The sequence below is a fragment of the Frondihabitans cladoniiphilus genome (genome assembly GCF_039544345.1).
Taxonomy (GTDB): Bacteria; Actinomycetota; Actinomycetes; order Actinomycetales; family Microbacteriaceae; genus Frondihabitans; species Frondihabitans cladoniiphilus.
In genome coordinates, this window is the sequence record NZ_BAABLM010000005.1 from 352607 (window position 1) to 379198 (window position 26592).

At 68.8% G+C, this 26592-nt stretch carries 26 protein-coding genes; 12 read left to right on the plus strand and 14 right to left on the minus strand.

Annotated features, from left to right (window positions below):
* Window positions 1-63 precede the first annotated feature (63 nt).
* From ABEA39_RS13540 to ABEA39_RS13560, 5 genes are read left to right on the plus strand one after another with little or no spacing between them, the layout of a single operon-like run.
* Entirely contained in the window at window positions 64-1116 is a 1053-nt protein-coding gene (locus tag ABEA39_RS13540) for an ABC transporter ATP-binding protein (RefSeq protein ID WP_345376437.1), read from the plus strand.
* Window positions 1116-1946: an ABC transporter ATP-binding protein gene (locus ABEA39_RS13545; protein ID WP_345376438.1), complete on the plus strand. Its 831-nt coding sequence runs from the start codon at window positions 1116-1118 to the stop codon at window positions 1944-1946. Before ABEA39_RS13540 ends, ABEA39_RS13545 begins: the two co-directional genes overlap by 1 nt.
* Entirely contained in the window at window positions 1943-3055 is a 1113-nt protein-coding gene (locus ABEA39_RS13550) for an ABC transporter permease (RefSeq protein ID WP_345376439.1), read from the plus strand. Before ABEA39_RS13545 ends, ABEA39_RS13550 begins: the two co-directional genes overlap by 4 nt.
* 1 nt (window position 3056) lies before the next feature.
* Complete coding sequence (locus tag ABEA39_RS13555; protein ID WP_345376440.1) at window positions 3057-3929, plus strand: ABC transporter permease; 873 nt, start codon at window positions 3057-3059, stop codon at window positions 3927-3929.
* Between the two features lie 41 nt (window positions 3930-3970).
* Window positions 3971-5671 carry an ABC transporter substrate-binding protein gene (locus ABEA39_RS13560; protein ID WP_345376441.1) on the plus strand — a complete coding sequence of 567 codons (1701 nt, stop codon included), beginning with the start codon at window positions 3971-3973 and terminating at the stop codon, window positions 5669-5671.
* A gap of 71 nt (window positions 5672-5742) precedes the next feature.
* On the opposite strand, the gene ABEA39_RS13565 is transcribed toward ABEA39_RS13560, so the two are convergent.
* The gene (locus ABEA39_RS13565; RefSeq protein ID WP_345376442.1) at window positions 5743-6048 is read right to left on the minus strand and encodes a YciI family protein; all 306 of its coding nucleotides are present in this window, start codon (window positions 6046-6048) and stop codon (window positions 5743-5745) included.
* A 48-nt stretch (window positions 6049-6096) separates the two neighbouring features.
* Complete coding sequence (locus ABEA39_RS13570; protein WP_345376443.1) at window positions 6097-6504, minus strand: RidA family protein; 408 nt, start codon at window positions 6502-6504, stop codon at window positions 6097-6099.
* 378 nt (window positions 6505-6882) lie between these two features.
* Between ABEA39_RS13570 and ABEA39_RS13575 the strand changes: the two genes are divergently transcribed.
* The 3 genes from ABEA39_RS13575 to ABEA39_RS13585 are packed head-to-tail and all read left to right on the plus strand — an operon-like array spanning window position 6883 to window position 10230.
* On the plus strand, window positions 6883-8178 hold the full coding sequence (locus ABEA39_RS13575) for an NtaA/DmoA family FMN-dependent monooxygenase (protein ID WP_345376444.1): 1296 nt from the start codon (window positions 6883-6885) through the stop codon (window positions 8176-8178).
* A 7-nt stretch (window positions 8179-8185) separates the two neighbouring features.
* Window positions 8186-9538, plus strand: a complete 1353-nt coding sequence (gabT, locus tag ABEA39_RS13580) for a 4-aminobutyrate--2-oxoglutarate transaminase (protein WP_425556981.1) — start codon at window positions 8186-8188, stop codon at window positions 9536-9538.
* Between the two features lie 2 nt (window positions 9539-9540).
* Window positions 9541-10230, plus strand: coding sequence for a redoxin domain-containing protein (locus tag ABEA39_RS13585; RefSeq protein WP_345376445.1), 690 nt, complete (start codon window positions 9541-9543; stop codon window positions 10228-10230).
* Between the two features lie 138 nt (window positions 10231-10368).
* Here ABEA39_RS13585 and ABEA39_RS13590 read toward each other — a convergent pair whose 3' ends face one another.
* Window positions 10369-11124, minus strand: coding sequence for a GntR family transcriptional regulator (locus ABEA39_RS13590; RefSeq protein ID WP_345376446.1), 756 nt, complete (start codon window positions 11122-11124; stop codon window positions 10369-10371).
* Between the two features lie 77 nt (window positions 11125-11201).
* Here ABEA39_RS13590 and ABEA39_RS13595 point away from each other — a divergent pair, with 77 nt between their 5' ends.
* Window positions 11202-11810, plus strand: coding sequence for a TetR/AcrR family transcriptional regulator (locus tag ABEA39_RS13595; protein WP_345376447.1), 609 nt, complete (start codon window positions 11202-11204; stop codon window positions 11808-11810).
* On the opposite strand, the gene ABEA39_RS13600 is transcribed toward ABEA39_RS13595, so the two are convergent.
* From ABEA39_RS13600 to ABEA39_RS13620, 5 genes are all read right to left on the minus strand, one after another.
* The gene (locus tag ABEA39_RS13600; RefSeq protein WP_345376448.1) at window positions 11792-12529 is read right to left on the minus strand and encodes a hypothetical protein; all 738 of its coding nucleotides are present in this window, start codon (window positions 12527-12529) and stop codon (window positions 11792-11794) included. The genes ABEA39_RS13595 and ABEA39_RS13600 overlap by 19 nt on opposite strands.
* A 70-nt stretch (window positions 12530-12599) precedes the next feature.
* Entirely contained in the window at window positions 12600-13007 is a 408-nt protein-coding gene (locus tag ABEA39_RS13605; protein WP_345376449.1) for a RidA family protein, read from the minus strand.
* Window positions 13007-14311, minus strand: a complete 1305-nt coding sequence (locus ABEA39_RS13610) for an NtaA/DmoA family FMN-dependent monooxygenase (protein WP_345376450.1) — start codon at window positions 14309-14311, stop codon at window positions 13007-13009. The genes ABEA39_RS13605 and ABEA39_RS13610 overlap by 1 nt, the downstream gene beginning before the upstream one ends.
* A gap of 61 nt (window positions 14312-14372) precedes the next feature.
* Complete coding sequence (locus tag ABEA39_RS13615) at window positions 14373-15320, minus strand: aldo/keto reductase (protein WP_345376451.1); 948 nt, start codon at window positions 15318-15320, stop codon at window positions 14373-14375.
* Between the two features lie 171 nt (window positions 15321-15491).
* Window positions 15492-16103, minus strand: a complete 612-nt coding sequence (locus ABEA39_RS13620) for a TetR/AcrR family transcriptional regulator (protein ID WP_345376452.1) — start codon at window positions 16101-16103, stop codon at window positions 15492-15494.
* Window positions 16104-16250: 147 nt separating this feature from the next.
* On the opposite strand from ABEA39_RS13620, the gene ABEA39_RS13625 reads away from it, so the two are divergent.
* From ABEA39_RS13625 to ABEA39_RS13635, 3 genes are all read left to right on the plus strand, one after another.
* Window positions 16251-17795, plus strand: coding sequence for an MFS transporter (locus tag ABEA39_RS13625; protein WP_345376453.1), 1545 nt, complete (start codon window positions 16251-16253; stop codon window positions 17793-17795).
* Between the two features lie 313 nt (window positions 17796-18108).
* Window positions 18109-19623, plus strand: a complete 1515-nt coding sequence (glpK, locus tag ABEA39_RS13630; RefSeq protein ID WP_345376455.1) for a glycerol kinase GlpK — start codon at window positions 18109-18111, stop codon at window positions 19621-19623.
* Between the two features lie 40 nt (window positions 19624-19663).
* Window positions 19664-20593, plus strand: a complete 930-nt coding sequence (locus tag ABEA39_RS13635; protein WP_345376456.1) for an MIP/aquaporin family protein — start codon at window positions 19664-19666, stop codon at window positions 20591-20593.
* A 182-nt stretch (window positions 20594-20775) separates the two neighbouring features.
* On the opposite strand, the gene add is transcribed toward ABEA39_RS13635, so the two are convergent.
* The 6 genes from add to ABEA39_RS13665 are packed head-to-tail and all read right to left on the minus strand — an operon-like array spanning window position 20776 to window position 26523.
* Complete coding sequence (gene add / locus ABEA39_RS13640; protein ID WP_345376457.1) at window positions 20776-21789, minus strand: adenosine deaminase; 1014 nt, start codon at window positions 21787-21789, stop codon at window positions 20776-20778.
* Complete coding sequence (locus ABEA39_RS13645; protein WP_345376458.1) at window positions 21786-22757, minus strand: nucleoside hydrolase; 972 nt, start codon at window positions 22755-22757, stop codon at window positions 21786-21788. Before ABEA39_RS13645 ends, add begins: the two co-directional genes overlap by 4 nt.
* Window positions 22754-23653, minus strand: a complete 900-nt coding sequence (locus ABEA39_RS13650) for an ABC transporter permease (protein WP_345376459.1) — start codon at window positions 23651-23653, stop codon at window positions 22754-22756. Before ABEA39_RS13650 ends, ABEA39_RS13645 begins: the two co-directional genes overlap by 4 nt.
* A complete protein-coding gene (locus tag ABEA39_RS13655; protein ID WP_345376460.1) occupies window positions 23653-24543 on the minus strand; it encodes an ABC transporter permease in 891 nt (296 codons plus the stop codon). Before ABEA39_RS13655 ends, ABEA39_RS13650 begins: the two co-directional genes overlap by 1 nt.
* Window positions 24536-25378, minus strand: a complete 843-nt coding sequence (locus ABEA39_RS13660) for an ABC transporter ATP-binding protein (RefSeq protein ID WP_345376461.1) — start codon at window positions 25376-25378, stop codon at window positions 24536-24538. The genes ABEA39_RS13655 and ABEA39_RS13660 overlap by 8 nt, the downstream gene beginning before the upstream one ends.
* Window positions 25379-25386: 8 nt before the next feature.
* Window positions 25387-26523 carry an ABC transporter substrate-binding protein gene (locus tag ABEA39_RS13665; RefSeq protein WP_345376462.1) on the minus strand — a complete coding sequence of 379 codons (1137 nt, stop codon included), beginning with the start codon at window positions 26521-26523 and terminating at the stop codon, window positions 25387-25389.
* Window positions 26524-26592 lie beyond the last annotated feature (69 nt).

Genomic DNA, 26592 nt, shown 5'->3' on the forward strand with positions numbered 1-26592 from the left:
GTAACGTCCCGTCCGTAGTTTCGGTGGCGACCACTCGACGGCACGAGAACCGAGGAACGACACATGGACTCCATCGACACGTCAGCCCCACCCGAGCCGCTGCTCGAGGTTCACGGGCTCACCGTGGAATTCCGTACCCGGCGCGGCGTCGTCCGTGCGGTCGACGACGTGAGCTTCTCCGTCCAGCCCGGTGAGAGGCTCGCGATCGTCGGGGAGTCGGGCTCCGGCAAGTCGACCGCGTGCCTGGCCATCGGCGGCTTCCTCCCGCCGTACGCAGAGGTCACCGCCGAGTCGATGCGGCTCGACGAGGTCGACCTCCTGGCCCGGAAGACCTCGCGCATCCCCCTCGGCACACCGCACCTCGGACTCGTGTTCCAGGACGCCATGACCTCGCTCGACCCGGTCTGGACGGTCGGAAGTCAGCTCCTCGCCGCCCTCAAGGGCAAGAGTCTCCGGGCCGGCGTCAAGGAGTCGAAGGGCGAAGCGCTCGCCGAGGCCCGCGACTGGTTGCACCGGGTCGGCCTGACCGACACCGAACGGGTCATGAAGGCCCGGCCGGATGCCCTCTCCGGCGGCATGCGGCAACGCGTGATGATCGCCCTCGCCCTCTGCGGGGGCCCTGAGCTGCTCATCGCCGACGAGCCGACCAGCGCCCTGGACGCCTCGACCTCGCACGAGGTGATGGACCTCATGGTGGAGATGACCGAGACCCTCGGCGCCGCGCTCATCATCGTGAGCCACGACCTGAAGCTCTGCCAGGAGTACACGAGCCGCATGGTCGTCATGTACGGCGGCAAAGCCGTCGAGCAGGCGCCCTCGATCGACCTCGACACGACCGCCCGCCACCCGTACACGTCCGCGCTCCTCGGCTGTGTGCCCACCCTGGCCAAGCGCAACGTCGATCTCCTGCCGATCATCCCCGTGAACGTGCCTCGCGAGAGCGCGAGCGTCCACGGCCAGTGCGTCTTCCGCGACCGGTGCGAGTTCGCCGTCGCGGCCTGCGCCGTCGCTCCGCCCCTCGTGGACGTGGCGGATCGCCACGAGGCGGCGTGCTGGGTCACGGCCGGCCCGACCGACGCCGACTCGCGCATCCCCGAGACCGTGGGGAGCCACTGATGGCCGCGTTCGATCCGACGACGCCGCACGAGACCGTCCGCCTCGAGGCCGTCGGCGTCTCCAAGTCCTACGGCGCCCGCCGCAGCACGCGGATCCAGGCCGTCGACAACCTGTCGTTCGCCGTCGACTCGACGATGAGCATGGGCATCGTCGGCGAGTCCGGCTCCGGAAAATCGACCCTGGCGAGGATGCTCACCCGCCTCGAGACACCGACCTCGGGTTCGATCGTGTTCAACGGTCGCGTCCTCCCCGAGCACCTGCCCGCCGACGAGCTCCATGCCTTCCGGCGCACCGTGCAGTACATCGCGCAGGACACCTCGTCGTCGTTCGACCCCCGGCGCACCCTTCGCGACGCCGTGCGGGCTCCGGCGCGTCGCCTCCTGGGCCTCGGCAGGAAGGAGGCGGAAGAGCGCGTCGACGAGGTCCTCGGCCTCCTGCACCTGCCGGTGGCGCTCGCGGATCGCAAGCCCGCAGCCGTCTCCGGCGGTCAACGGCAGCGGTTCTCCATCGCGCGCGCCCTGGTCGTCCGCCCGCGCATCCTCGTCTGCGACGAAGTCGTGAGCGCCCTCGACGTCTCCGTCCAGGGGGCCATCCTGAACGAGCTGCGGAGCTTCTGCGCCACGCACGGCACCGGTCTGGTCTTCGTCTCGCACGGACTGCCCGCCACGGCGTTCATCTCGCGCGATCTCACCATCATGAAATCCGGCCACATCGTCGAGACCGGCTCGGTCGACGACATCGTGACCGATGCGCAGGATCCCTACACGCGGGCGCTGCTCGCCGCCCACGCGGATCCGGCCACGTCGCACTACTCGGAGGCAGCCCTGTGACCACCCTCGCCCGCGATCAGCGAACGGTCGGCCCGGTGGCCGGCCTCGCGCCCGAGAAGAGCCGTGCCACGGAGATCTGGCAGTCGAACCGCTGGTGGATCAAGCGCACCGCGCTGCTGCCCGTCCACGTCTTCGTCTTCGCGATCATCTCCTTCTTCATCGTCCTGCTGATCCCCGGCGACCCCGTCAAGCTGGTCGGCGGACCGCAGATCACCGCCGCGCAGTACGCGACCATCCAGAAGGCGCTCGGCCTGAACGGGAGCGTGTTCAGCCAGCTCCTCACCTACCTGAACAACATCGTCCACCTGAACTTCGGGGTCTCGGCGTACTCGGGCAAGTCGGTGCTGTCCGAGTTCTCGGTCCGGCTGCCGGCGACTCTCGAGCTGACCCTGATCGCCTTCGTCATCTCGATCGTCTTCGCGGTGGCCGCCTCCTGGTTCGTGCTGATGCGTCCGCGGAACGTGCTGTCGCGCATCCTCACCGCCTATTCGCGCACCGCAGGGGCGATCCCGCAGTACCTGCTCGCCGTTGCGGCCATCTTCATCTTCTTCGCCACGCTGCACTGGGCTCCCGCGCCCCTCGGCCGGATGTCGCCCGGACTCGCCGCGGTGCCTCCGATCACGAACCTGCCGTTGCTCGACTCGATCCTCCGGGGGCGCTTCGACGCGACGGGATCGATCGTGGCGCACCTGACGCTCCCCGTCCTGGTGCTCGTCGCCTCGCAGGCCGACCTCCTGATCAAGATCCTGGTGCGGGCGCTGGAAGAAGAGGTGGATCGGCCCAGCACCTGGTTCCGCATCGCCAGCGGCGTGCCTCGCCGCATCGTGTTCCTCAGCGTCTTCCGGCGGGCCCTACCCCAGCTCGTGGTGCTGCTCGCGGCCATGTTCGGCTTCTCGCTCGGCGGGGCCGTGCTGCTGGAGAACCTGTTCTCGCTCGGCGCCATGGGGCAGTACGCCGTCGACGCGATCAACACGAAGGACATCGTGGCACTGCGCGGCTTCCTGCTCTTCACGGCCACGGTCTCGCTCATCGTGTTCCTGATCGTCGACCTCGTGAACATGATCCTCGATCCCCGACGCCGCTCCGACACCGCCACGAAGGGCAACTGACATGACCGCCGGCCTGACCCCGATCGACCGCGGCCTGCCGGGCGCGACCACCGCCCCGCGCGAGCGGCGCCACCGCAGCGCCCCGCGCTGGCTCCGCCTCGTCCCGGCCGCAGTGCTCGTCGTGCTCGCCGTCGTGGGTCCGATGCTCGTCACGCACGACCCGACCCTGATCGCCTCCGCGCCGGGTCTCGCCCCGAACGCGCAGAACTGGTTCGGCACCGACGGCAACGGCTACGACGTGTTCTCGCGTGTGATGGCCGCGTTCCGTGTCGACGTCCCCATCGGCGCCCTCGCAGCGATCATCGCCTCCGCCGCGGGGATCCTCTGCGGCATCGTCACCGGCATGAACGAGTCCCGCCGGGGCGTCGTCGGTCTCGCGGCGCAGGGCCTCTCGCGCTTCCTCGACCTGTTCCAGGCCGTGCCGGCCATCGTCATCGGCCTCATCGCCTCGACTCTCTACGGCACCAGCGAGACCGCGCTCATCCTGATCATGGCCGCCGTCATGTTCCCGCTCCAGGCGAAGCTGGTCCGCACCGAGACGCTCAAGGTCAAGAACGAGGCCTACGTCGACGCCGCTCGCATGGCCGGCTTCCGTGAACTCCACCTCACGATCCGCAACGTCCTGCCCAACGCCTCCTGGCCCGCCTTCGAGTACGCCCCGATCCTCTTCGGATCGGCCCTCGTGCTCACCGCGGGGCTCGGGTTCCTCGGCGTCGGCATCAAGATGCCCACGCCCGAATGGGGAACCATGCTGGCCACCGGTGCGAGCGACGCGTCCGCCGGCCGCTGGTGGGGCTTCCTGTTCCCCGGCCTCGCGCTGAGTCTCAGCATCGTGGCCGCCTCCGTCCTCTTCTCAGGTCGTCAGAAGGACTGACCGATGACCACCCTCCGCTTCACCCACACGAAGGATCACGCATGAACAACCCGACCGCTCTGGAACGACTGCTGGCCGCGCCGGTGTCCCGCCGCAAGCTGTTCATCACCGGAGGTCTGACCCTCGCGACCACCGGACTCCTCGCCGCCTGTTCCACCGACGGCTCCGGCACCTCGGCCTCGGCATCCGGCGCCGCCGGCGCGGCCGGGGTCGCCGGCAAGAGCACGATCACGGTCGCCGCACCGACCCTCGTCACGACGTTCGTTCCCGACGGCGGGGGAGCGAGCGGGGCCCTGAACGACATCCTCTGGCCGAACCTCGGTGCCGGACTGATCCGCTTCCCCTACAAGAAGAACAAGTCGTCGGGCGAGTTCGAGCAGGACGCCTACCACTTCGAGGGCTGGCTCGCCGACACCTACGAGATCTCGGCCGACGGCAAGACCGTCACGTTCCACCTCAACAAGACCGTGACGTCGACGAACGGCAACCCATTCACCGCCGACGACGTGCTGTTCTCGCAGGAGCGGCGGATGCTGTCGCCCTACGCCGTCCGGAGGGCGGAGGAGATCGCGGCCATCCCGGACATGAACAGCTGGTCGAAGATCGACGACCACACGGTCAGCCTCACGATCACCGACAAGAAGTGGCAGTACCTGATCCTCAACACCCTCGCCGTGCCGTACTCCGGCTACATCTACGACAGCGTGCTGATGAAGGCCAAGCAGTCGACCGCCGATCCCTACGCCGTCGTCTGGTCGAAGTCGAACTACAACAACGGCTTCGGCGCCTACAAGGTCACCTCGGTCGTGCCGAACCAGTCGATGACCTGGGAGGCCCGCTCCGACGCGGTCTTCGGCGAAGCCAAGATCAAGAAGATCACGTTCACCCCCGTCGCCGACGCCGGCACCCGGGCGAGCACGCTCATCAGCGGAGACATCGACGCGTCGATCGCACTCCAGCCGGCCGACATGGCCTCGATGCTGACCAACAAGGCGCTCTCGGTGCCCGAATACTCCAACCCGAGTGCGACCGCCAACCTCGGCATGGTCACGTCCAAGGGGCCGTTCGCCGACGAGCTCGTCCGCCAGGCGCTCTGCTACGCCGTGCCGTACCAGCAGATCATCGACAACGTCTACCACGGTCGCGCGAAGAAGACCGTGGGGTACCTCAACCCCTCGGCGCCGGGCTTCACCGAGAAGGGGCTGCCGGTCTACGACTACGACATCGCCAAGTCGAAGTCGCTGCTGAAGAAGGCGGGCAAGACGAGCGTCTCGTTCGAGGTCGCGTACTCAAATGCGGCGCCGGACATGCAGGCGATCGCGGTGCAGATCCAGTCCTACGCCAAGGCCGCCGGTTTCACGGTCACCCTCAAGGCGGTCCCGGACTCCGACTTCTACGGCAACCTGTCGAAGCACGCCTACGACTCGTTCCTCTACCGCGTCGCGATCTGGAGCCAGGACCCGGCGCAGCAGCTGGTGAACTACGTCAACACCACGCCCGACTACAACTTCACCGATTACCGGGTGACGACGTCGGAGGATCTCGCCGCCAAGTCGTACGACGAGCCCGCCTTCAGCAAGGCCGCCGGAGCGCTCTGGAACGAAGCCGAGAAGGGGCTCCTCGAGGCCGCGCCGCTCGACTTCATCGTGCGGGTCCAGCCGCTCAACGCTTTCACGGCCGGGCTGAAGGGCGTGCCGTTCCGGTACGACTACGCGGTCGACTTCGCCGCCATCACCATCTGAGTCGCTGACCGCGACGACGAACCCCCTCCGCCACGATCGTGGCGGAGGGGGTTCGTCGTCGTGTGCGGAGGTCAGCCGAGCAGGCTGCCCATGGCGCCGTTGAAGACCGACCAGGTGACGCTCTGGTAGATGCCGCCCTTGAACAGCGGATCGTTCTCGAACAGGGCCTTCGCCTCTTCGAGCGTGGCGGCGTGGTAGATCAGGAAGCTCCCGGTCGCGGGCTGGCCCGCCTCGGTGACGATGCCGCCGCCGAGGGCCACGCGACCCGGGATCGTGCCGAGGTACTCGGCGTGCGCCGGGCGCAGTTCGGCGCGGCGCTTGTTGCCTTCGAGGCTGTCGACGGCCTGGACGGCGTAGAGGACTTCTGCGGTGCTCACGGTGGTGCCTGCTTTCTGGTGGGGTGGGCGGAACGGGGGATGCGCGGGTCAGGCGACGATCGCCTGCGCCTCGATCTGGACGAGGTACGCGTGGAAGCCGAGCGCCGGGACGCCCACGAAGGAGGCGGGCGCGACCGGCCACTCGGCACCGAAGACCTCGCGGCCGATGGCGGTGACGTTCTTGGCGTCGCCGGGCTTCGGGTCGACGACGTAGGTGCGGTACTGGACGACGTCGAGACCGGTCGCACCGGCGGCCGCGAGGGCGTCCTTGACGTTCGACCAGCACTGGCGCAGCTGAGCCTCGAGGTCGCCTTCGCCGATCATCGCGGCGTCGGCGTCCCGCGAGATCTGGCCGTTCACGAAGACCTGGCGGCCTCCGGTCGACACGATCACCTGGGCGCTCGCCTCGGGGTTCGGCTTGAACAGGGTGTCGGGGTTGATTCGTTCGAGGGCCACGGTTCTCCTAGGTCGGAAGGGTTCCAGCCCTCGCACGCTACGGGCATCATGTGTCGTGCATCGGTCGATCGGATTGCCCTCCGTTTACGCCACGCCAGCACCCGCCTCTCCGCTCCGATCAGGGGCGCCGCAGTCGTTTCCGCCACCGCTCGAAAAGGCCTTCGTGGGTCGTTCGACGGGCTTCCGCACCTCGGGTTGACAGGGGGGTGAACAGTGGTTCACCATGGGGCGTCGACTCTTCGACTCGGGCTCCTCTTCCGCGATCCTCTTCATCGCGGCGGGCCCGGCAGACACGGTCCGGGGTGCGCCTCGCGGTCGTCCTCGTTCGCTCTTCCCGGCCGTGTGCATCCCCCGCTCGGCCTCGACGAAAGGTCCTTCATGTTCCATCTCGGTTGGTTCGTCGGATACGGCTACGGAGTCCAGACCTGGCGCGGCCAGTGGTCCGGCACCGGCGCCACCGACTGGATGAAGCCCGACACCTACGTCGACCTCGTCCGGTCGATGGAGCGCGCCGGGTTCGACTACGTCATGTTCGAGGACTCCTCCTGCATCCCCGACACGCACGGCGGCTCGGTCCACTCGGTGCTCGCCAACGCCCACGGCGCCCCGAAGCTCGACCCGATGACGCTCGTGCCCCTGCTGGCCCAGGCCACGGACAAGCTCGGCATCGTCGTCACCGCGGCGACGGCCTTCTACCCGCCGTACATCCTCGCCCGGCTCGCGGCGAGCCTCGACCAGCTCTCGTCCGGCCGCGTCGGCATGAACTTCGTCACCGCGTCGTCGAACTCGGCGGCCCGCAACTTCGGCCTCGACCAGCACTTCGAGCACGACCACCGCTACACGATGGCCGACGAGTGGACCGACGTCGTCACGCGGCTCTGGGAGTCGTGGGAACCCGACGCCATGGTCCACGACCGCGACGCCAACCTCTTCGCCGACGGCGACAAGGTGCACCCGATCGACTTCGAGGGCGAGTTCTACAAGGTCAAGGGGCCGCTGCAGGTGCCGCGCTCGCCGCAGGGTCGCCCCGTGATCTGCCAGGCCGGCGGCTCGCCCTCGGGTCGCGACTACGCCGCCAAGTGGGCCGACACCATCATCACCGGCGTACGCGGAGTCGACGCCATGAAGGCCTACCGCGACGACATCCGCAGCCGCGTCGCCGGCCACGGACGCGATCCGGACGACGTCAAGGTGCTGTACCTGGTCTCGCCCGTCCTCGACGACACCGTCGAGGCCGCCCAGGCCAAGGCGAAGCGCATCGAGCAGGATCGCCTCGACAACGCCGAGTGGGCGCTGCAGACCATGTCGTACGCCTCCGGCATCGACTTCTCGCAGTTCGACCTCGACAAACCGCTGCCCGAGGTCGAGACCAACGGCCACACCACGACGCTGTCGGAGTTCGCCAAGTCGGCCAACGGCAAGACCCTGCGCGAGGCCGTGGCCTACCGCCAGAACGAGTCGGTGCCGCTGATCGGCACCCCCGAGACGGTGGCCGACGAGATGGGCGAGATCGCCGAGGCCGCCGGCGGCGACGGCTTCCTCATCGCCAACGAGCTCGACCGGGTCACCATCGCGCAGATCACCGAGGGGCTCGCGCCCGCCTTGCAGCGCCGCGGCCTCACCCGTACCTCATACGAATTCGACACCCTCCGGGAGAACCTCCGTGCCTTCTGACATCGCCGTGACCACCCCCGCCCGCCAGCCCCTGACGCAGCAGCGCAGGGTGGTGACGAGCATCCCCGGGCCCAAGTCGGTCGCGATGCAGGAGCGTCGTCTGGCGGCGGTCGGCAACTCGGTCGGCGCCGTGCTGCCGACGTACATCGAGCGGGCCGAGGGGTCGATCCTGCTCGACGTCGACGGCAACCAGCTGCTCGACTTCGGCTCGGGCATCGCAGTGAACGCGCTCGGCCACGGCCGCCCCGAGATCGCCGACGCCGTCCGGGCCCAGCTCGACGACTTCGCGCACACCTGCTTCACGGTCAGCCCGTACGAGGAGTACGTCGCGGTCTGCGAGCAGCTGAACGCGCACACGCCCGGCGACTTCGAGAAGCGCTCGGTGCTGTTCTCCTCGGGATCCGAAGCGGTCGAGAACGCCGTCAAGATCGCGCGCTCGACGACCGGGCGTCAGGGGATCGTGGCATTCGACTACGGCTACCACGGTCGTACCTACATGGCCATGGCCCTGACCGCCAAGGCGCTGCCCTACAAGTCCGGGTTCGCGCCGTTCCCGGCCGAGGTCTACCGGGCCCCCTTCCCGTACTCGTACCGCTGGCCGACCGGCGAGGCCAACACCCTCGAGGAGGCCTTCGCCGCCTTCGTCGACAGCGTGCACACCCAGGTCGGCGAGAAGAACGTCGCCGCCGTGATCTTCGAGCCCATCCTCGGCGAGGCCGGCTTCATCGTGCCGCCCGCCGGCTACTGGAAGCGGGTCGCCGACTGGTGCGCGCTGCACGGCATCCTGGTGATCGCCGACGAGGTGCAGACCGGATTCTGCCGCACCGGCGACTGGTTCGCCTCGTCGTACGAAGGCATCGAACCCGACCTCGTCGTGACCGGCAAGGCGATCGCCAACGGGTACCCGCTGGCCGGGGTCACCGGGCGCGCCTCCATCCTCGACGCCGTCCCCAAGGGCGGCCTCGGCGGAACGTACGCCGGCAACGGAATCGCCTGCGCCGCGGCCCTCGCCACCATGAAGATCATGGACGAGGTGGATGCGCCCGCCCTCGCCCGCACGATCGGAACGAAGATCGTGGCCCGCCTGACTGCCCTCCAGCAGAAGTACGACGTCATCGGCGAGATCCGCGGCCGCGGCGCCATGATCGGGATCGAGTTCGTGCTCGGTGCGGGCGACAAAACCCCGCACCCCGAGATGGCGGCGGCGTTCGTGGCGGCGTGCCACCGGGAGGGGCTCCTGGTGATGGTGACCGGCGACAAGAAGCAGTGCATCCGTCTCCTGCCGCCCCTGACGATCTCGGACGAGCTGCTCGACGACGCGCTCGACGTCATGGAGCGCGCGGTCGCGACCGCGGCCTGACGATGTCGCGGCAGATCTTCCGTTCGGCGCCCGGCTTCGAGGCTCCGTCGACCCAGGGCCCCTTCGACTTCCACGCGGAGAAGGAGGGGCGCTGGGCGCTGCTGCTGTCGGCGCCCTTCGCCTTCACGCCCGTCTGCACGACCGAGCTGGCCGCCGTCTCGAAGCGGTACGACGAGTTCGTGGCGCGAGACGTGCTGGTGGCGGCGGTGGCGGTCGACACCGTGCCGCCCCTCGAGCAGTGGGTGGTCGACATCGAGGCGGCGTTCGGGGTGTCGGTACCGTTCGCGCTCGTCGCGGACGCCGACCGGTCGATCGCCGTGGCCTACGGGATGATCGACGTCGAACAGGCCGCGCAGGTGCTGCCGGTCGCACCGGGCCGCTGGCTCAAGGCGTCACCCGACTTCGCGGTGCGGACGGCGTTCGTCGTGTCGCCGGCCGATGTGATCATGGCGGCGATCTCGTACCCGCCGTCGGTGGGGCTCTCGGTCGACGAGGTGCTGCGGGTGATCGACGCCCTGAAGCTGACGCGCTGGAAGCTGGCGGCCCCCGCCGACTGGCAGGACGGCGACGACGTCGTGGTGGGGCGCGTGACGCCCGACTCCGAAGCCGTGACGCGCTACGGCAACCTGCGCACGATCACGCCCTACCTCCGCACGACGACTCCGCCCCCGTACACCCGGACGCCCCGCTAGCGGTACTGAGCCATCGGGTTGGTGACACTCGGGCGGCGGCCGTGCGGCACAAACCCTCGCGTGCGGCACAGGATCCGCGCCGCGGACTAGAGTTTTCGCCGCTTGCGAGGGTGCAGCGGGGGATCGGAGGCGGGCAGCTCACAGACCCCAGGGAGTCACGAGATTCGTCGAGGTCATCGCGACGCGGCCCCCGTGGTAGCTGTTGAAGGAGAGCTCCCGGGCGCGGTCGGACGAGTCGAACATCACCAGCTCGTGCAGCAGCAGGGGCGCCCCCGGATCGATCCCGAGCAGGTTCGCCGTGCGGGCCTCGGCGCCCACCGCCTCGAGAGTGGCTTCGACCCGCGTGATCACCCGGTACAGCACCGAGATCTCCTCCTCGGCGCTCTCGGGCGGGTAGCGGAACTCCTCGATCTCCTCCTCGGCGAGCGGCCGATAGGCCACCCGCAGCGAGTACGGCTCGTCGTTCGTCACGAGGAGGTGCTCGGTCACCAGCACGAGCGAGCCCGGCACCAGGTCGAGCTTGGCCGCGACGATCGCCGGTGCCGGCAGGATCTGCCGCTCGAGTTCCCGCCAGGACACCGAACCGGGGCCGGAGGTCCGTGTCACCCCGTGCAGGTTCGGCTTGTCGATCGAGACCCGGCGGATGCGCCCCACGACCTTGGTGCCGTGGTGGGCCTGCCGGGTGACGAGTCGCTCCGACGCCAGCAGCTGCAGCGCCTCGCGCACCGAGTTCCGGCTCGTCGCCAGGGCCTTGACCAGGCTGTCCTCGACCAGCATCTCGCCGCGGCGCAGGAGCCCGTCGCGGATGCCGGCACGCAGCAGCTGATGGGCACGGCGGGGCGACCTCTGCGGCTGGATCCGGATGAGGAGGCGACGCGGGGGGATGTTCGACACGGGATGCTCCGATCGGCCGACGGTCGACGCCCGGCGAGAAAGCCGGGGTGAACGGCTGTTTACAGTAACGTGCAGGAGTGAGCGAAGCGACTGACGACTCCGGGCGGGCGAGTGACGTCCGGTTCCGCATCGTCGACGTGACCCGGCGTCTCCTCGCCTGGGCACCCTACAACGATGTCGGCATCCGCCTGGTCGCCCGCGAGGCCGGAGTCAGTCCGAGCCTCGTCATGAAGTACTTCGGCTCGAAGGAGAACCTGGTGATCCAGGCGACCGATTTCAGCGACGAGTTCACCGAGCTTCTCGCGGGACCGGTCGACGGGTTGGCCCGACGGATCGTCGAGAGCCTGGCCGTGATCCCCGAGGCGCCGGAGGGCACGGACCCGCTCGGGGCCCTGCTGTTCATCGCCGGTTCGCGCGGCCTGCCCGTCGAACTCCGGCACGCGCTCCTCGATCAGTTCGTGAGCCGTCTCGCCGGGCTCCTCGAGGGCCCCGACGCTCAGGCGCGTGCCGAAGTCGCCTGCGCGATCCTCGTCGGCGGCAGCGTGATGCGCCGGACCCTCCAGGCTCCGGTCCTCGGTGCCCTCGAGGCGGCCTCCCTGGCCGATCGGATCGCGCCGCTCGTCCAGGCGCAGCTCGACCCCCCTCACGACGACGGCTCCCGCACAGCTCAGCGCAACGGCGAGTAGGCCGTCGGGCGCAGGTACGAGATGGTCTTGCCGGCGAGCTGGCTCTTCGGCAGTCCGTCGTCGGGCACGCCGTCCGGGTCGACGGCCACCTGACGCCAGGTCTCGAGAGCGGCTTCGAGCGAGGGGTGCGCGAGGACGAAGGCCATGCGGGGCTCGGTGCTGTCGGCGACGGGATTCGCGACGGGAGTCGTCCCGGGCGCGGGAGCGACCGCATCCCCCCGCTCGAGGAAGAACGCCACGTTGCCGAGCCCGTAGCGGTCGAACAGGCCGAGCGTGAAGTACTCGAATCGCTTGACGAGCGCGCCGGTCATGTCGGGCAGCGGCGAGTAGAGACGCAGTTCGTAGACCCGCCCGTCCTCGGCGGAGGCGGGCACGACGCCGTCCAGTTCGGCGGCGAGGTCCCGCGCGAGCTGCGGCAGGGCGTCGAGGGCGATCGTCGTCGTGGTGACGTCGAGCGGTGCCCGCACCACTCCGTGCGACTCGTCGCGGATGCCCTGCCAGGAGGCGCTCGCGTCCTCGGTGTCGTGCGACACCCAGTGGTAGACCGCGAGCTCGGGGCCGGCGACTCCGGCGGGGCCGCCGAGGCCGGTGAAGACGCCGTGCGTGTGCACGCCGTGGCGCTCGAACAGCGGCACGGTGAACTCGCCCAGGCGCTCGACGAGGGCGTCGAGGGTCTCCTGGTCGGGCACGGTCATGATGCGGATCTCGTGGTAGCTCATGGGGCTCCTGAATCGGGACGGGGAGAGGGCGGGTGAAGGGGAGAAGGGCGAAGAGCGGGGGATGCGCGGGTCAGGCCAGAACGGCCGTCGCCTCGATCTCGACGAGGTACTCGGGTCGCCCCAGCGCCGCGACGCCGAGATACACCGCGCCGCAGACCGGCCAGTCGACTCCGAACACGGCCTTGCCGGTGTCGACGAGCATCCGCCCGTCGCCCTCCTCGGTGCCGACGACGTACATCCGGTAGTTGAGGACGTCGGCCCCTGTGGCCCCGGCGGCGTGGAGGGCCGTGTGCACGTTGCGCCAGCACTGCTCGGCCTGAGCGCGCTTGTCGCCGGGGCCGACGAGTTCACCGGAGGAGTCGCGGGCGATCTGGCCGTTGACGAAGACGATGCGGCCGACCGGGGCGACGGTGACCTGCGCGTTGAGGCCGGCGGGCGGGACGATGAGCCCCTCGGGGTTCAGGCGGGCGACGGTCATCAGAACGCCAGCAGGTTCTCGCGGAAGGTGGGGAACTCGTACGACGAGCGCACCAGTCCGCGCTTCTGCAGCTCGGGGACGAGGCCCTCGCAGATCTCCGTGATGTAGCGGCGGGTCAGCGGGCGGCGCTGGATCAGGAAGCCGTCGCCGCCGATCTCGTCGATCACCTCGCCCATCTTCTGGGCGACCTGGGCCGGCGTGCCGACGAGGTCGAGCGAGCCGGTGCGGTGGCGGCCGATGATCTCGCGCAGCGTGTCGCCGGGGTGTCCGAGGGCGAGGAACGCCCGGGCCATGCCCTGGTAGCCCTCGGTCATCGATTCGACGTCGAGCTCGGGCAGCGGCTGGTCGAGGTCGTACTGGCCCCAGTCGTGCTCGGTGTGGAACGACAGGCGCGAGAGCGTCTGGTCGATGATCGCCGGGGTCGGGTCGTTGAGGCGGCGGTCGGCTTCGAGGGCCTCCTCCTCCGTCTCGCCCACGGTCGGCGTGATCAGGAACAGCACCTTGCAGTCGTCGGGGTTCCGGCCGAACTTCACCATGCGCTCGCGCAGGTCGTCGCGGAACTCCTTGAGGGCCGAGACGCTGTTCAGGCCGAACGTCGTCGCGATGACGGTGTCGGCGTGCTTCGCGGCGAAGTCCCGGCCGCGCGGCGACGACCCGGCCTGGCAGAGCACCGGTCGTCCCTGCGGCCCGCGGGGCACGTTCAGCGGCGAGTACGACGAGTTGTACTTGCCCTCGATCGGGCCCGAGTGGACCTTGGTGGCGTCGACGTAGCGGCCGCCCTCGTCCTGGATCACCAGGGCGTCCTCGTCCCACCCGGCCCAGAGCTTCTCCACGATGTCGAGGAAGTCGTCGGCGCGGTCGTAGCGCTCGTCGTGGGCCGGCTGGCCGTCCTGACCGAAGGCGCGGGCGCCGCGGTCCTCGGTCGAGGTGACCATGTTCCAGCCGGAGCGCCCACGGCTCAGGTGGTCGATCGTGGTGGTCGACCGGGCGAGCTGGAACGGGTGGTAGAACGACGTCGACATCGTCGACACGATGCCGAGTCGGCTGGTGGCGGCGGCGATCACGGCCGCGACCGGGATCGGGTCGAGCCGCGGCTCGAAGTGCGACTCGTCGTCGCCGAGGACGACGTGGTCCTCGAGCATGATGTAGTCGAACCCGGCCCGTTCGAGCGACTTCGCCATGTCGACCAGGAACTCGCCGGTCGCCCAGGTGTCGGGCAGCACGTCGTTGCCCGCCCAGACGTCGCGGCCCGAGGGGGTCCAGCCGTGGGGGATCGGGTTGGTGAACCAGCCGAGGTGGAACATGGTGGTGCCTTTCGCCAGTGCTGCAAGAAGGGGGTGCGGTGAAGAAGGGGGATGCTCGGTCTCAGACCGCGAGGAGCGCCTGCAGGTCGCGGACCGTCGCCTCGTCGAGCACCCAGTCGGCGGCGCGGGCGTTGGCCACCACCTGCTCGACCTTCGAGGCGCCCGCGATGACGCTGCCGACGCTCGGGAGGGCCGCCAGTCCGGCGATGGCGAGTTCGAGCAGGGTGCGGCCGTGCGCCTCGGCGAACGCGGTGAGCCGGTCGATCTCGTCGAACGTGGTGTCGGGGATCGGCTTGCCCGCCATCCGGCCCGAGGTCGGGATCTCGCCGCGCCGGTAGCGGCCGGTGAGGATGCCGTTCTCGAGCGGGAAGTAGGGGAGGAGGCCGACGCCGAACTCGACGAGCGCGGGAATGAGCTCCTTCTCGGCGTCGCGGGTGAGCAGGCTGTAGTAGTTCTGGGCGCTGACGAAGCGCTCGGTGCCCTTGGTCCGGGCGATCCAGTCGGTGTGCGCCACCTCCCACCCGGAGAAGTGCGAGTGCCCGATGTAGCGGACCTTGCCCTCGGTCACCAGCTCGTCGAGGGCGGCGAGGGTCTCCTCGAACGGCACCTTCGGGTCCTGCCAGTGCATCTGGTAGAGGTCGATGTAATCGGTGTCGAGCCGCCGCAGGCTGGCCTCGGCGGCCTGCCGGATGTAGCGGCGCGAGCCCCACGCGACGTGGTCCTCGAGGCCCGATCCCCACTTGGTCGCGATCACGACCTCGCTCCGGCGGTCCTTCAAAATCCGACCGAGGTACTCCTCGGAGCCGCCGCGGGCGTAGACGTCCGAGGTGTCGAAGAGGGTGACCCCGTTGTCGAACGCGGCGTCGATGACGGCCTTCGAGACGTCGAAGTCGAGGAACCCGTACGTGGGTCCGTTCGGGTACGTGATGGCGTTGCCGCCGAAGTTGTTGCACCCGAGTCCGACCGCCGACACGGTGAGGCCGGAACGACCGAGCTGCCTGTATTTCATGGGGCTGACGCTACGGGCACGGTGTGTCCGACTCTTGTCTTTCGGATTGCCCCTGGTTTACGCCAGTGTCCGGGCCCCGCCCCGCCCGGCCGAGCCGTGCATCCTGCCGTCGCATTGCCGGTTCGCGCCACCGGTTCGCGCCACCGCGGCGAGTCGCCGTCGGGCGCGGGATCAGGGGCGGAGGCCCACCGCGGGCAGGAGGATCTCGTCGATCAGGGACTGATGCGACTCGAGTGTGACGGGCTGGCCGAGCACGGCGCAGCGGTAGAACATCATGGACGGGACGATCAGGGCGAGGGCGTCGAGGTCGCGGTCGGGGGCGATCTCGCCTCGCTCGACGGCGCGGAGCAGGAGGCCGCGCATGAGAGTGGTGCGCGGGGCGATCAACTGCTCTCGGATGATCGCGGCCAACTCGGGATCGGAGGCGAGGCTCGGGGTCAGACCGGCGAGGATCTGCATCTTGAGGCCGATGTTCGAGTGACCGGAGGCCTTCTTCATCGTGGCGAGGTCGGCGGTGAACGAGCCGGAGTCGGGTACGTCGGAGAGGGTGACGTTGGTCTCGGTGAGGCTCGCGATGGCGCCGACGACCAGGTGGGCCTTGGACGGCCACCGACGGTACAGGGTCGCCTTGCCGGCCTTGGCCCGAGAGGCGACCATGTCGACCGTCATGCCCTCGTAGCCGGTCTCGGCGAGGACGTCGAGGGTCGCCTGGACGATGGCGGCGTCGCGTTCGGGGTCGCGGCGGCGGCCCACGGGGCGGGCGGCGGTCTGTTCGACGGTCATGGAGTCCTCTCGATTCCCCGCCAGTGTAAACAGGGAATGAAATCCGGAACCAGTGGGTTCCGATACTGACGAGTATCGCTTATGCTCGTCTTCTGCCGCAATGACGGGGCTGCCACCGCACACCACACTCATCCCCGGAGGCCTGTCATGTCAGCCACCACCACCGGCGTCGGCGCACCCGCGCAGCACGCCAATCACGCCATCCGCTGGTGGATCCTCGCCACCGTCGGTCTCGCTCAGCTGATGGTCGTCCTCGACGCCACCATCGTGAACATCGCCCTTCCGGCCGCTCAGACCGACCTCGGGTTCTCCGACGGCAACCGTCAGTGGATCGTCACCGCGTACTCGCTCGCCTTCGGCAGCCTCCTGCTCTTCGGCGGCCGTCTCTCCGACGTCGTGGGCCGCAAGCCCATGTTTCTCATCGGCCTGATCGGCTTCGCCGGCTCGTCCGCCCTGGGTGGTGCCGCGACCAGCTTCGGCATGCTCGTCGGCGCCCGGGCACTGCAGGGCGCCTTCGGCGCCATGCTCGCGCCGACCGCGCTCGCCCTCCTCACGACCACCTTCATCGACCCGAAGGAGCGCGCCAAGGCGTTCGGCGTCTTTGGCGCGATCGCCGGTGGCGGCGGGGCAGTCGGGCTCCTCCTCGGCGGCGTGCTCACCGAGCACCTCAACTGGCGCTGGAACCTCTACGTGAACGTCGTGTTCGCGGTCGCGGCCCTCATCGGCGGCATCCTCTTCGTCAAGAACCCCGCCCGCACCGGCCCCCGCGCCCGCATCGACGTGCCCGGCACCATCCTGATCTCGGCCGGCCTGTTCAGCCTCGTCTTCGGCTTCTCGAACGCCGAGACCAACGGCTGGTCGGACTGGACCTGCTGGGGCTTCCTCGCCGCTGCTGTCGTCCTTCTCCTCGCCTTCGGGTTCTGGCAGCAGCGCGCCGCGCACCCGCTGCTCCCGCTGCTCATCCTCAAGGATCGCAACCGCGGCGCCGCTCTCCTCTCGGTGATCATCGTCGGCGCAGGCATGTTCGGCGTCTTCCTCTTCCTGACCTACTACCTCGAGCTCACGCTCCGGTTCACGCCGATCCAGACCGGTCTGGGCTTCCTGCCGCTGATCCTGAGCCTGATCCTGTCGGCGCAGTTCTCGACGAACGTCTTCACCCGGGTCCTCGGGCCGAAGGTGCTCGCCACGATCGGCCTGATCCTCGGCGCTCTCGGCATGCTCTACCTGAGCCGTCTCGGCGTCAGCGCGAACTACGCCGCCGACGTGCTGCCCGGCCTGATCCTCGTCGGCCTCGGCGTCGGGAGCGTCATGCCCCCGGCCATCCAGGGCGCGACCGTCGGACTCGACCCGCGCTACGCCGGCGTCGCCTCCGCGACCGTCAACACGAGCCAGCAGGTGGGTGGCTCCATCGGCACCGCGCTTCTCAACACCCTGGCCGCCAGCGCCGCCACCGCGTACGTCGGCAGCCACACGGCCGCCTCGAACACGGCAGCCGGAATCGCCGCCTTCAAGATGAACGCCGCCGTGTACGAGTACCACGTCGCCTTCCTCTACGGCGCGCTGTTCTTCGCCATCGCCGCCGTCGTCACGGCCGTGCTGTACCGCCGCAAGGGCGTGCCCGGCAAGACCGACGCGACCGACATCGAGGAGACCGTGGGCACCCACACGCAGAGCACGCCCGTCTCCGCGTAAACCCCGGTCACCCGCGACGCCCCGCACTTCGGATCGAAGTGCGGGGCGTTTCTCATTCCCCGAGGATGTCGTGGTGCGAACCCGCTGACTGGGCATATGGTGTGAACAAATGTGCAGCGTGAGTTCCCCTCAACGGCGAGGGAAACCGGAAAGATCGCCCACAATCGGGCACGCGTCTGCACGTTCGTGCAATCCGCTCTGGAGGAGGTGCAGTTAGCACTAGCTTTCAGATGGCCGATTCCTCGGGATCGGGCAGCCCGGCAGCGACACGTGTCGTCTGCTTCCCCTCACGTAGACAATGGAGTTTTCCCCAGTGAGCGAATACATCATCTCGATCGACCAGGGCACGACCTCGACCCGGGCCATGGTCTTCGACCACGCCGGCAACGTCGTCTCGACCGGCCAGCTCGAGCACGAGCAGATCTTCCCCCGGGCCGGCTGGGTCGAGCACGACCCCATCGAGATCTGGAACAACACCCGCGAGGTCATCGGCCAGGCTCTGTCCAAGGCGAACATCACCCGCCACGACATCAAGGCCATCGGCATCACCAACCAGCGCGAGACCGCAGTCGTGTGGGACAAGACGACCGGCCTCCCGGTCTACAACGCGATCGTCTGGCAGGACACGCGCACGCAGTCGATCGTCGACCGCCTCGCGGCCGACGGCGGCGTCGAGCGCTTCAAGCCCGTCGTGGGCCTCCCCCTCGCCACCTACTTCTCCGGCACCAAGATCGTCTGGATCCTCGAGAACGTCGAAGGCGCTCGCGAGAAGGCCGAGGCCGGCGACCTCCTGTTCGGCACCACCGACTCGTGGGTCGTCTGGAACCTCACCGGTGGCGTCAACGGCGGCGTCCACATCACCGACGTGACGAACGCCTCCCGCACCCTCTTCATGGACCTCGAGACCCTCGAGTGGCGCGACGACATCCTCGAGGTCTTCGGCGTGCCGAAGTCGATGCTGCCCGAGATCAAGTCCTCCTCCGAGGTCTACGGCATGGCCAGCGACAACAGCCTCCTCCGCGAGGTGCCGATCGCCGGCATCCTGGGCGACCAGCAGGCCGCGACGTTCGGTCAGGCCGCGTTCGACCAGGGCGAGTCGAAGAACACCTACGGCACCGGCAACTTCCTCATCTTCAACACCGGCGAAGAGATCGTCCACTCGAAGAACGGCCTACTGACCACGGTCGGCTACAAGCTGGGCGACCAGGCGACGCACTACGCGCTCGAGGGCTCGATCGCCGTCACCGGATCGCTGATCCAGTGGCTGCGCGACAACCTGGGCATCATCAACTCCGCTCCCGAGGTCGAGGCGCTCGCGACGACGGTCGACGACAACGGCGGCGTGTACTTCGTGCCCGCGTTCTCCGGTCTGTTCGCTCCGTACTGGCGCTCCGACGCCCGCGGTGCCCTCGTCGGCCTCACCCGCTACGTCAACAAGGGGCACATCGCCCGCGCCGCCCTCGAGGCGACCGCGTTCCAGACCCGCGAGGTCCTCGACGCGGTCAACGCCGATTCCGGCGTCGACCTGACCGAGCTCAAGGTCGACGGCGGCATGACCGCGAACGACGCCCTGATGCAGTTCCAGGCCGACATCCTCAACGTGCCCGTCGTCCGCCCGGTCGTCGCCGAGACCACCGCCCTGGGCGCCGCGTACGCGGCCGGCCTCGCAGTCGGCTTCTGGGAGACCCTCGACGACCTGCGCTCGAACTGGCAGGAGTCGAAGCGTTGGACGCCGAACCTCGACGCCACCGAGCGCGACCGCACGCTCCGTCTCTGGAAGAAGGCCGTCACCAAGACCTTCGACTGGGTCGACGAAGACGTCAACTAGCCCCGCACCGCATCCTTCACAGAGTCGTTAGGAACAGATCATGGCAATCCTCCCCTTCCCCGCTACGGCGCGGCGAGGCCTCACGGCCAAGCGCGCCACCGAGTCGCGCGGCTTCTGGCAGCTCCGCCGGGTCAACAACGACCTCGCCGGCATGGAGAACCCGCCCGCGGGCAGCACTCCGACGCTGCTCGGCGAGCTCGTCGCCGAGGCCATCGGCTCGCTGATCATCGCGATCTTCGGCTTCGGCGTGGTCGCCCAGGTGACCGTCGGCGCCGGCGGTCTCGGTGACCACAACAGCATCGCCTGGTCGTGGGGCCTCGGCGTCACGCTCGGCATCTACGCCGCCGGCACGATCTCGGGTGCGCACCTCAACCCGGCCGTGACGTTGGCCGTCGCCGTGTACAAGGGCTTCCCCTGGAACAAGGTGGGTCCGTTCATCGTCGCCCAGGTCGTCGGATGGTTCATCGGCGCCCTGCTGATCTACCTGAACTACAAGGCCTCGCTCGACAAGATCGACCCGAACCACACGATCAAGACCCAGGGCGTCTTCTCGACCAACCCCGGCAACGGCAACAACGCGCTGGGCGTCTCGGTCTTCGGAGCCTTCATGGACCAGGTGCTCGGCACCGCCGTCCTGATCTTCCTGATCTTCGCCATCACCGACGCTCTGGGCACCAACCCGCACCCCGCCGTCTCGGCGATCGCGGTCGGTCTCGTCATCGTCGGCATCGGCTTCGCCCTCGGCACCAACGACGGCTACGCCATCAACCCGGCCCGTGACTTCGGTCCTCGCCTGATGGAGTTCATCGTGGGTTACAAGAACGCCTGGAGCGATCAGAACGGCACGATCTTCTTCTGGGTCCCGATCCTCGGCCCGTTGGTCGGCGGTCTCGTCGGCGGTGGCCTCTACCAGGCCACGATCGGGCGCGCGCTTCCGCAGGCGCTGGCCGGCGTGAAGGAAGACAAGTAGCACAAGGCACCAGCAGCACTGCACGCAGAAGGCCCCGGGACGAGCATCCCGGGGCCTTCTCTTGTGCGGAGTCTGCCGCCGCGCAACGTCTCACGGACTCTTCCACGCGCCGCGGCACGTCTCGGTGTCCGTGATACGTCGCGCGGCCGGGGCAGCTCGTGCCCACATGCAGCCCCCGGCGCCTAGGAGGCGAGCCAGGCGGTGATCCCGGCCCGAGCGCTCTCCTTGAGCGAGTCGGACGCTCCGCTGCAGTCGATGGAGGACCAGGCGCAGTCGGCGAGCTGCTCGTCGGTGAGGCCGAGCGTCGTCCGGGAGACCTCGTACTCATCGAGGATGCTCGGGCCGAACAGCACCGGATCGTCGGCGTTGATCGAGCAGCGTACCCCGGCCTCGAGCAGGGTGACGAGGGGGTGCGTCCCGAACCCGTCCACGGCGGAGAGCAGCACGTTCGAGGTGGGGCAGACGTCGAGGCAGACGCCGTCCTCTGCGAGGCGGGCGACGAGTGCGGGATCGGTCGCGCTCCGCACGCCGTGGAGGATGCGGTCGGCGTGCAGCACGTCGAGGGCCTCGAGGACGTAGTCGGGGCCCTCCAGCTCGCCGGCGTGCGGCGTGGACAGGAGTCCGGCCTCCTTGGCGATGGCGAAGGCCTCGGCGAACTTCGCGGCGGGGTAGCCGCGCTCGTCGTTCGCGAGCCCGAGCGAGACGACGCCTCGGCCGGCGTACGCGGCCGCCAGGTGCGCGAGCTGGTTCGCGGCCTCGACGCTCTCGGTGCGATCGACCGTGATCATGAGGCCGATCTCGACGCCCCACTTCTCGCCGGAGGCGGCACAGGCCTCGAGCATGGCCTCGAGCGACTCCTCGAGCGAGCCGAAGGTGTCGACGTAGAACTGGGGGCTGGCGCCGAACTCGGCGTAGACGACGCCCTCGACCGCGCAACCCTCGATCGACTCGTCGACCAGCCGGAAGAAGTTCTCCTTCTTCGAGAGCACGCGCAGCATGCCCCGGTAGGTCGCGCTGAAGTCGCTGAAGTCGTCGAACTCCGTCGGAATCGTGATCGTGATGCCTTCCGCCTCGGCCATGTCCATCAGGGTCGTCGGCCGGATCGCGGCCTCGTGGTGGATGTGCAGGTGGCCTTTGGGCAGGGCGGACAGGTCGCGGAGCGGGGCCGACTGGAGGTCGGCGGTGGTGTCGGTCATGCGGTGGGGGCTCCGGAGATCAGGGCGTCGAGGAACGCGGGGAGGAAGGCATCGGTGTCGATGACGGTGGCGGCGATCGTGTCGGGCGTGGGGTCGATCTCCCACGCCACGGGTGCGCCGGAGGCGGTCTGCATGACGCGGGCGCGCACGGTGAAGCCGTCGTCGGTGATGTTGACCGGGCCGGTGACGCTCTGGGTCATCCACTCCGGGTGCAGCATCAGCGCGGCGGCGAGACCGTCGTGGACGGGGCTGACCCGACGGCCGAAGGCGAGCTTGTAGAAGTCGAGATAGAAGGCGAGGATGCTCGCCGCGAAGTCGCTCGTGGGTGTCCCGGCCTCGGAGAGGGTCTCGACGAAGGCCTCGTCGGTGATGACGGTCGCGGTCGCGTTGACGCCGACCATGAGACGTCGCGTGGCCGGGGCGGCGAAGACGGCCGCGGCGGCGACGGGATCGTTCTGGATGTTGGCGTCGAACATGTCGCTGCGCCCGACCTCGGGGAAGGGGCCGGAGCCGCCCATGATCGTGATCGACCGGAACAGCGTCAGCAGGTCGGGCTCGACCCGCAGCGCCAGCGCGATGTTGGTCAGGGGGCCGAGGGTCAGGAGGTCGATCTCGCCCGGGTTCGCCCGAGCCATGTCGACCAGGTACTCGGCGGCGCTCTCGGCCAGGAGGACGGCGGGCTCGTGCCGGTCGAGGCGCACGTCGCCGAGGCCGTCGTGTCCGTGGACGTAGTGGGCGATGTGCGCCTCGGCCTCGAGTGGGCCGTCGGCGCCCTTGGCCACGGGAACGAGCGGGTGGCCGGCCACGCCGAGCACGGTGCCGATGTTGCGGACGGCGTCGTCGATCACGCAGTTGCCGTACACGGCGGTGACGCCGAGCAGGTGGACCTCCGGCTGGGCGGTGAGGAAGAGCAGGGCGAGAGCGTCGTCGATACCGGTGTCGGTGTCGACGATGACCTTGCGGGTCACTTGGTGGTGACCTTGCCGGCGTTCGGCCCCCACTTGGCCAGCACGGCCGTCTCGATGAACGTGGTGATCGTGTAGAAGACGATCGACACGACCGTGATCAGCACGACGATGGCCCAGATCTCGCTGTACATCGACTGCGTCTTGGCGGTCGTGATCGCCGCTCCGAGGCCCTGCAGGGTGAAGAGCCACTCGTAGAGCATCGCGCCGGTGATGGCGCCGGGGACCGCGATGCGCATGGAGGCGAAGAAGTGCGGCAGGGCCGTCGGGATGGCGACCTTGAGCATGATGGTCCAGCGGTTGCCCCCGTAGACGCGGATCAGGTCGACCGACTGCTGGCTGACCGATCGGAAGCCGAGCGTGAGGTTCACCAGCAGCGGGAAGAACACCACCACGCCGCCGATCAGGCCGGCGGTGACGCTGCCGTTGCCGAAGACGAGGTAGATGACCGGGGCCATGGCGAGCAGCGGAACGGTGCGCAGCAGCATGGCGAGCGGCATGAACATGAACTCAATCGGCCGCACGAGCGTGAACAGCATGGCGATGATCACCGAGACGACGATGCCGGCGACGAAGCCGATCGCCGCGTGGTGCAGCGTCACGCCGAGGAGCGAGGCGAGAGTCGCGCGGTTCTGCCCGGGCGTCATCGTGCTCAGGGTCGACTGGACGAAGAAGTATTTGAAGACGTCGAGCGGAGTCTTCGAGATGAACGTGTTGGCGTTCAGCAGCTTGAGCGCGACGGTCCAGAGGATGCCGAGGATCGCCAGGGAGATGACGATGGTCAGGACGGTGCGACCGATGCGGGCGAAGACGTAGCGCGTCGTCGCGACGGCGTTGGCCGTCGTCTCGGACGGCGTGGCCCGCGCGGTGGCGCGGGGGCCGGGGACGGTCGTGGCCATCAGAAGCCCTCTCCGGCGCGCGAGTCGCCGGACGACCACGGGGCGACGAGACGGCCGATGCGGCCGATCAGGAAGTAGGCGAGACCGGCGACGCCGGCACAGATCAGGGCGAGGGCCCAGAGCTTCACGGAGGCGCTGGTGGCCTGGGCCGCGAGCAGGAGGATGCCGATGCCCTGGTCGACGCCGAGCACGAAGTATTCGCCGAGGACGGCGCCGAGGAACGCGGCCGGGGCGGCCAGCTTCAGGGCGGCGAGGATGCTCGGCAGAGCGGCGATGAGGCGCACCTTGAAGAGCTGGGTGAACCGCGACCCGCCGTAGGCGCGGATCACGTCGAGCTGCGTCTCGCTGGCGGCCCGGAGGCCGAGGAGCGTGCCGATCACGGTCGTGAAGATGACGCTGAGCGCCGCGAGGATGACCGAGGTGTTGCGGCTGCCGGCCGGGGCCAGCAGCGTCACGATCGGGGCGATGGCGGTCAGGGGGATGCACGAGCAGACCACGGCGAGCTGCGTCGAGAGCCCCTCGAACCAGGGTGCCAGCAGCACCAGGAACGCCAGGAAGAAGGCGACGAGGTTGCCCCAGAGGAAGCCCCAGGCTGCGGCTCCGCCGGTCTTGGCGATGGCGTTCCAGTAGACGTCGGTCGTGAACAGGTCTTTGAAGAGCTGGACGAAGACGAGCCCGGGCTGCGGGACCGACTTGGTGACCGCGAAGAACGTGACGGCGACGACCTGCCAGGCGATGAGGATGATCACGATGCCGAGCACCGAGCCGACCCAGGGCGGCATCGCGGCGAGCGTGCCGATGAACGACCGGCGCTCCCGCCCGCGGGCGGTCTCGTAGTCGAGCGAGACGCTCTCGCCGAGCTCGGTCTCGGACTGGGCGAGGTCAGTCATCGGTGGCCGTTCCGTGGGCGCCGAAGAGGATCTCGGAGATCCGGTCGACGTAGGCGTGGAACTCGGGGGCGCGGGTGAGTTCGGGGAGGCGGGGGCGCGGCAGGTCGATCTCGACCACCTCCGCGATCCGGCCGGGACGGGCGCTCATGACGGCGACCACGTCGGAGAGGAACACGGCCTCGCTGATGCCGTGGGTCACCATGAGGGTCGTGGCGGGCTTCTCGCCCCAGATGCGGAGCAGCTCGACGTTCATGCGCTGTCGGGTCATGTCGTCGAGGGCGCCGAACGGCTCGTCGAGGAGCATGATCGTCGGCTGGACGGCGAGGCAGCGGGCGATCGAGACGCGCTGTCGCATCCCGCCCGAGAGCTGGGCGGGCTTGGCGTTCTCGAAGCCCTTCAGGCCGACCAGTTCGATCAGGTCGTCGATCAGACCGTTCGGCGGGGTGATGCCGGCCACCTCGAGGGGCAGCCGGATGTTCTTGGCGACGGTGCGCCAGGGCAGCAGAGCGGAGTCCTGGAAGGCGATCCCGGTCTCGTGGCTCTTCTGCACTTCGGCCGCCGACTTGCCGTTGATCACGACGTTGCCGGTGCTCGGGGTCTCGAGCCCGGCCAGGATGCGGAGAATCGTGGATTTTCCGCATCCTGACGGGCCGAGGAGGGTCAAGAAGGAGTCCTTCTTGGTGCCCAGGTTGACCTCGGACAACGCCTGGACGGACTTGCGTCCCAATTGGAACGTCTTGGTCAGCCCTTGGATGTTGATGCCGGTCGCGAGCGACGGCATCGACTTCGGGTCGTTCGTGGCGTTGACGAGTTCAGTGCTGGGCGAGGTAACCATTGTGAGAATTATGCCGTCGGGATCGTGAAGGTGGTGATGAGGTCCGGGTTCTCCTTGTAGACCTCGTTGATGATGCTCATGTCGAAGAGCTTCTTCGCGGTGATGGTCGTTCCCATCGCGGCCAGCGACTTGATGTTCTCGGCGATCAGGTCGTCGGTCATCGTGAAGAGGCCGTTCTTGTTCACGTCGTCCGTGACGATGAGCGCGTTCTGGGCCGTGGCCTCGGACGTCTGCTCGTCCTGGGCCAGGTTCTGGTCCTTGCCGTACTTCTCGACCGCGTAGGTGGCGCTCTGCGACGGGCTCTTCACCGCGTCGGTCCAGCCCTGGATCTCGGCCTTGAGGAAGGCCTTCAGCAGGTCGCGCTTGTTGTCGATGGTCTCCTGCGTCGTGAGGTAGGTCTCCGCGACGAAGGGCAGACCGTTGTCGGCCAGGGTCAGCACCACAGGGGTGAAGCCGTCGGACTTGGCCAGGATCGGCTCGTTGGTCGTGTAGGACATGTGGGCGTCGTACTTGCCGGCCTCGAGAGGGGCGATCGAGTACTGCGTGGTGACGAGCGTGACGTCGTTCGTCAGGTCGTTGGCCGCGAGGAAGCCCTTGAGGATCGTCTCGTTGCCGCCGGTCTGCACGCCGATCGTCTTGCCTTTGAGGTCGGCGACGGTCTTGATGGGCGTCTTCTCGGAGAGCGAGAGGAGGCAGAACGGGTTCTTCTGGTAGGTCGTGGCGATGATCTTGAGGGCGGCGCCCTGGTTGACCGAGGGGGCCGTGATCACGGGCGACGAGAGTCCGACGAGGGCCTGTCCGGCGAGGACGGCCTCCTCGGCACCGGTCTGGCCGCCACCGGCGAGGAGCGTGACGCCCTTGAAGCCGGCCTTGGTGTAGTAGCCCTTCTCGGTGGCGAAGTACTCGCCAGCGAACTCGATGTTCTTGATCCAGGAGAGCTGCAGGGCGATCGTGCCGTACGCGCCGGCCTTGACGGCGCCACCGGCGGACGACGACGAGGAGGACGAGCTCGACGACGACGAGCTGCTGCACGCGGCGAGCAGGGCGGTCGTTCCGACGGTGAGGGCGGCAGCGCCCCCGAGACGGAAGAACGCGCGGCGGTCGAGGCCCTTGTCGAGGACGGGCGGGGCGGAGAAAGCGCTCATTGACACTCCTGGGGGTCTGCGGACCGCTGATTGCTGTGATCAGGTCCGCGGGGTTGGACTTCTCGCAGG

Bases quoted from the DNA above. Each gene is read 5' to 3' on its own strand.
- ABEA39_RS13540 (WP_345376437.1), top strand. From the start codon at position 64: ATGGACTCCATCGACACGTCAGCCCCACCCGAGCCGCTGCTCGAGGTT.
- ABEA39_RS13545 (WP_345376438.1), top strand. From the start codon at position 1,116: ATGGCCGCGTTCGATCCGACGACGCCGCACGAGACCGTCCGCCTCGAG.
- ABEA39_RS13555 (WP_345376440.1), top strand. From the start codon at position 3,057: ATGACCGCCGGCCTGACCCCGATCGACCGCGGCCTGCCGGGCGCGACC.
- ABEA39_RS13560 (WP_345376441.1), top strand. From the start codon at position 3,971: ATGAACAACCCGACCGCTCTGGAACGACTGCTGGCCGCGCCGGTGTCC.
- ABEA39_RS13575 (WP_345376444.1), top strand. From the start codon at position 6,883: ATGTTCCATCTCGGTTGGTTCGTCGGATACGGCTACGGAGTCCAGACC.
- ABEA39_RS13585 (WP_345376445.1), top strand. From the start codon at position 9,541: ATGTCGCGGCAGATCTTCCGTTCGGCGCCCGGCTTCGAGGCTCCGTCG.
- ABEA39_RS13600 (WP_345376448.1), bottom strand. From the start codon at position 12,529: ATGAGCTACCACGAGATCCGCATCATGACCGTGCCCGACCAGGAGACC.
- ABEA39_RS13605 (WP_345376449.1), bottom strand. From the start codon at position 13,007: ATGACCGTCGCCCGCCTGAACCCCGAGGGGCTCATCGTCCCGCCCGCC.
- ABEA39_RS13610 (WP_345376450.1), bottom strand. From the start codon at position 14,311: ATGTTCCACCTCGGCTGGTTCACCAACCCGATCCCCCACGGCTGGACC.
- ABEA39_RS13615 (WP_345376451.1), bottom strand. From the start codon at position 15,320: ATGAAATACAGGCAGCTCGGTCGTTCCGGCCTCACCGTGTCGGCGGTC.
- ABEA39_RS13620 (WP_345376452.1), bottom strand. From the start codon at position 16,103: ATGACCGTCGAACAGACCGCCGCCCGCCCCGTGGGCCGCCGCCGCGAC.
- ABEA39_RS13625 (WP_345376453.1), top strand. From the start codon at position 16,251: ATGTCAGCCACCACCACCGGCGTCGGCGCACCCGCGCAGCACGCCAAT.
- ABEA39_RS13635 (WP_345376456.1), top strand. From the start codon at position 19,664: ATGGCAATCCTCCCCTTCCCCGCTACGGCGCGGCGAGGCCTCACGGCC.
- add (WP_345376457.1), bottom strand. From the start codon at position 21,789: ATGACCGACACCACCGCCGACCTCCAGTCGGCCCCGCTCCGCGACCTG.
- ABEA39_RS13650 (WP_345376459.1), bottom strand. From the start codon at position 23,653: ATGGCCACGACCGTCCCCGGCCCCCGCGCCACCGCGCGGGCCACGCCG.
- ABEA39_RS13655 (WP_345376460.1), bottom strand. From the start codon at position 24,543: ATGACTGACCTCGCCCAGTCCGAGACCGAGCTCGGCGAGAGCGTCTCG.
- ABEA39_RS13660 (WP_345376461.1), bottom strand. From the start codon at position 25,378: ATGGTTACCTCGCCCAGCACTGAACTCGTCAACGCCACGAACGACCCG.
- ABEA39_RS13665 (WP_345376462.1), bottom strand. From the start codon at position 26,523: ATGAGCGCTTTCTCCGCCCCGCCCGTCCTCGACAAGGGCCTCGACCGC.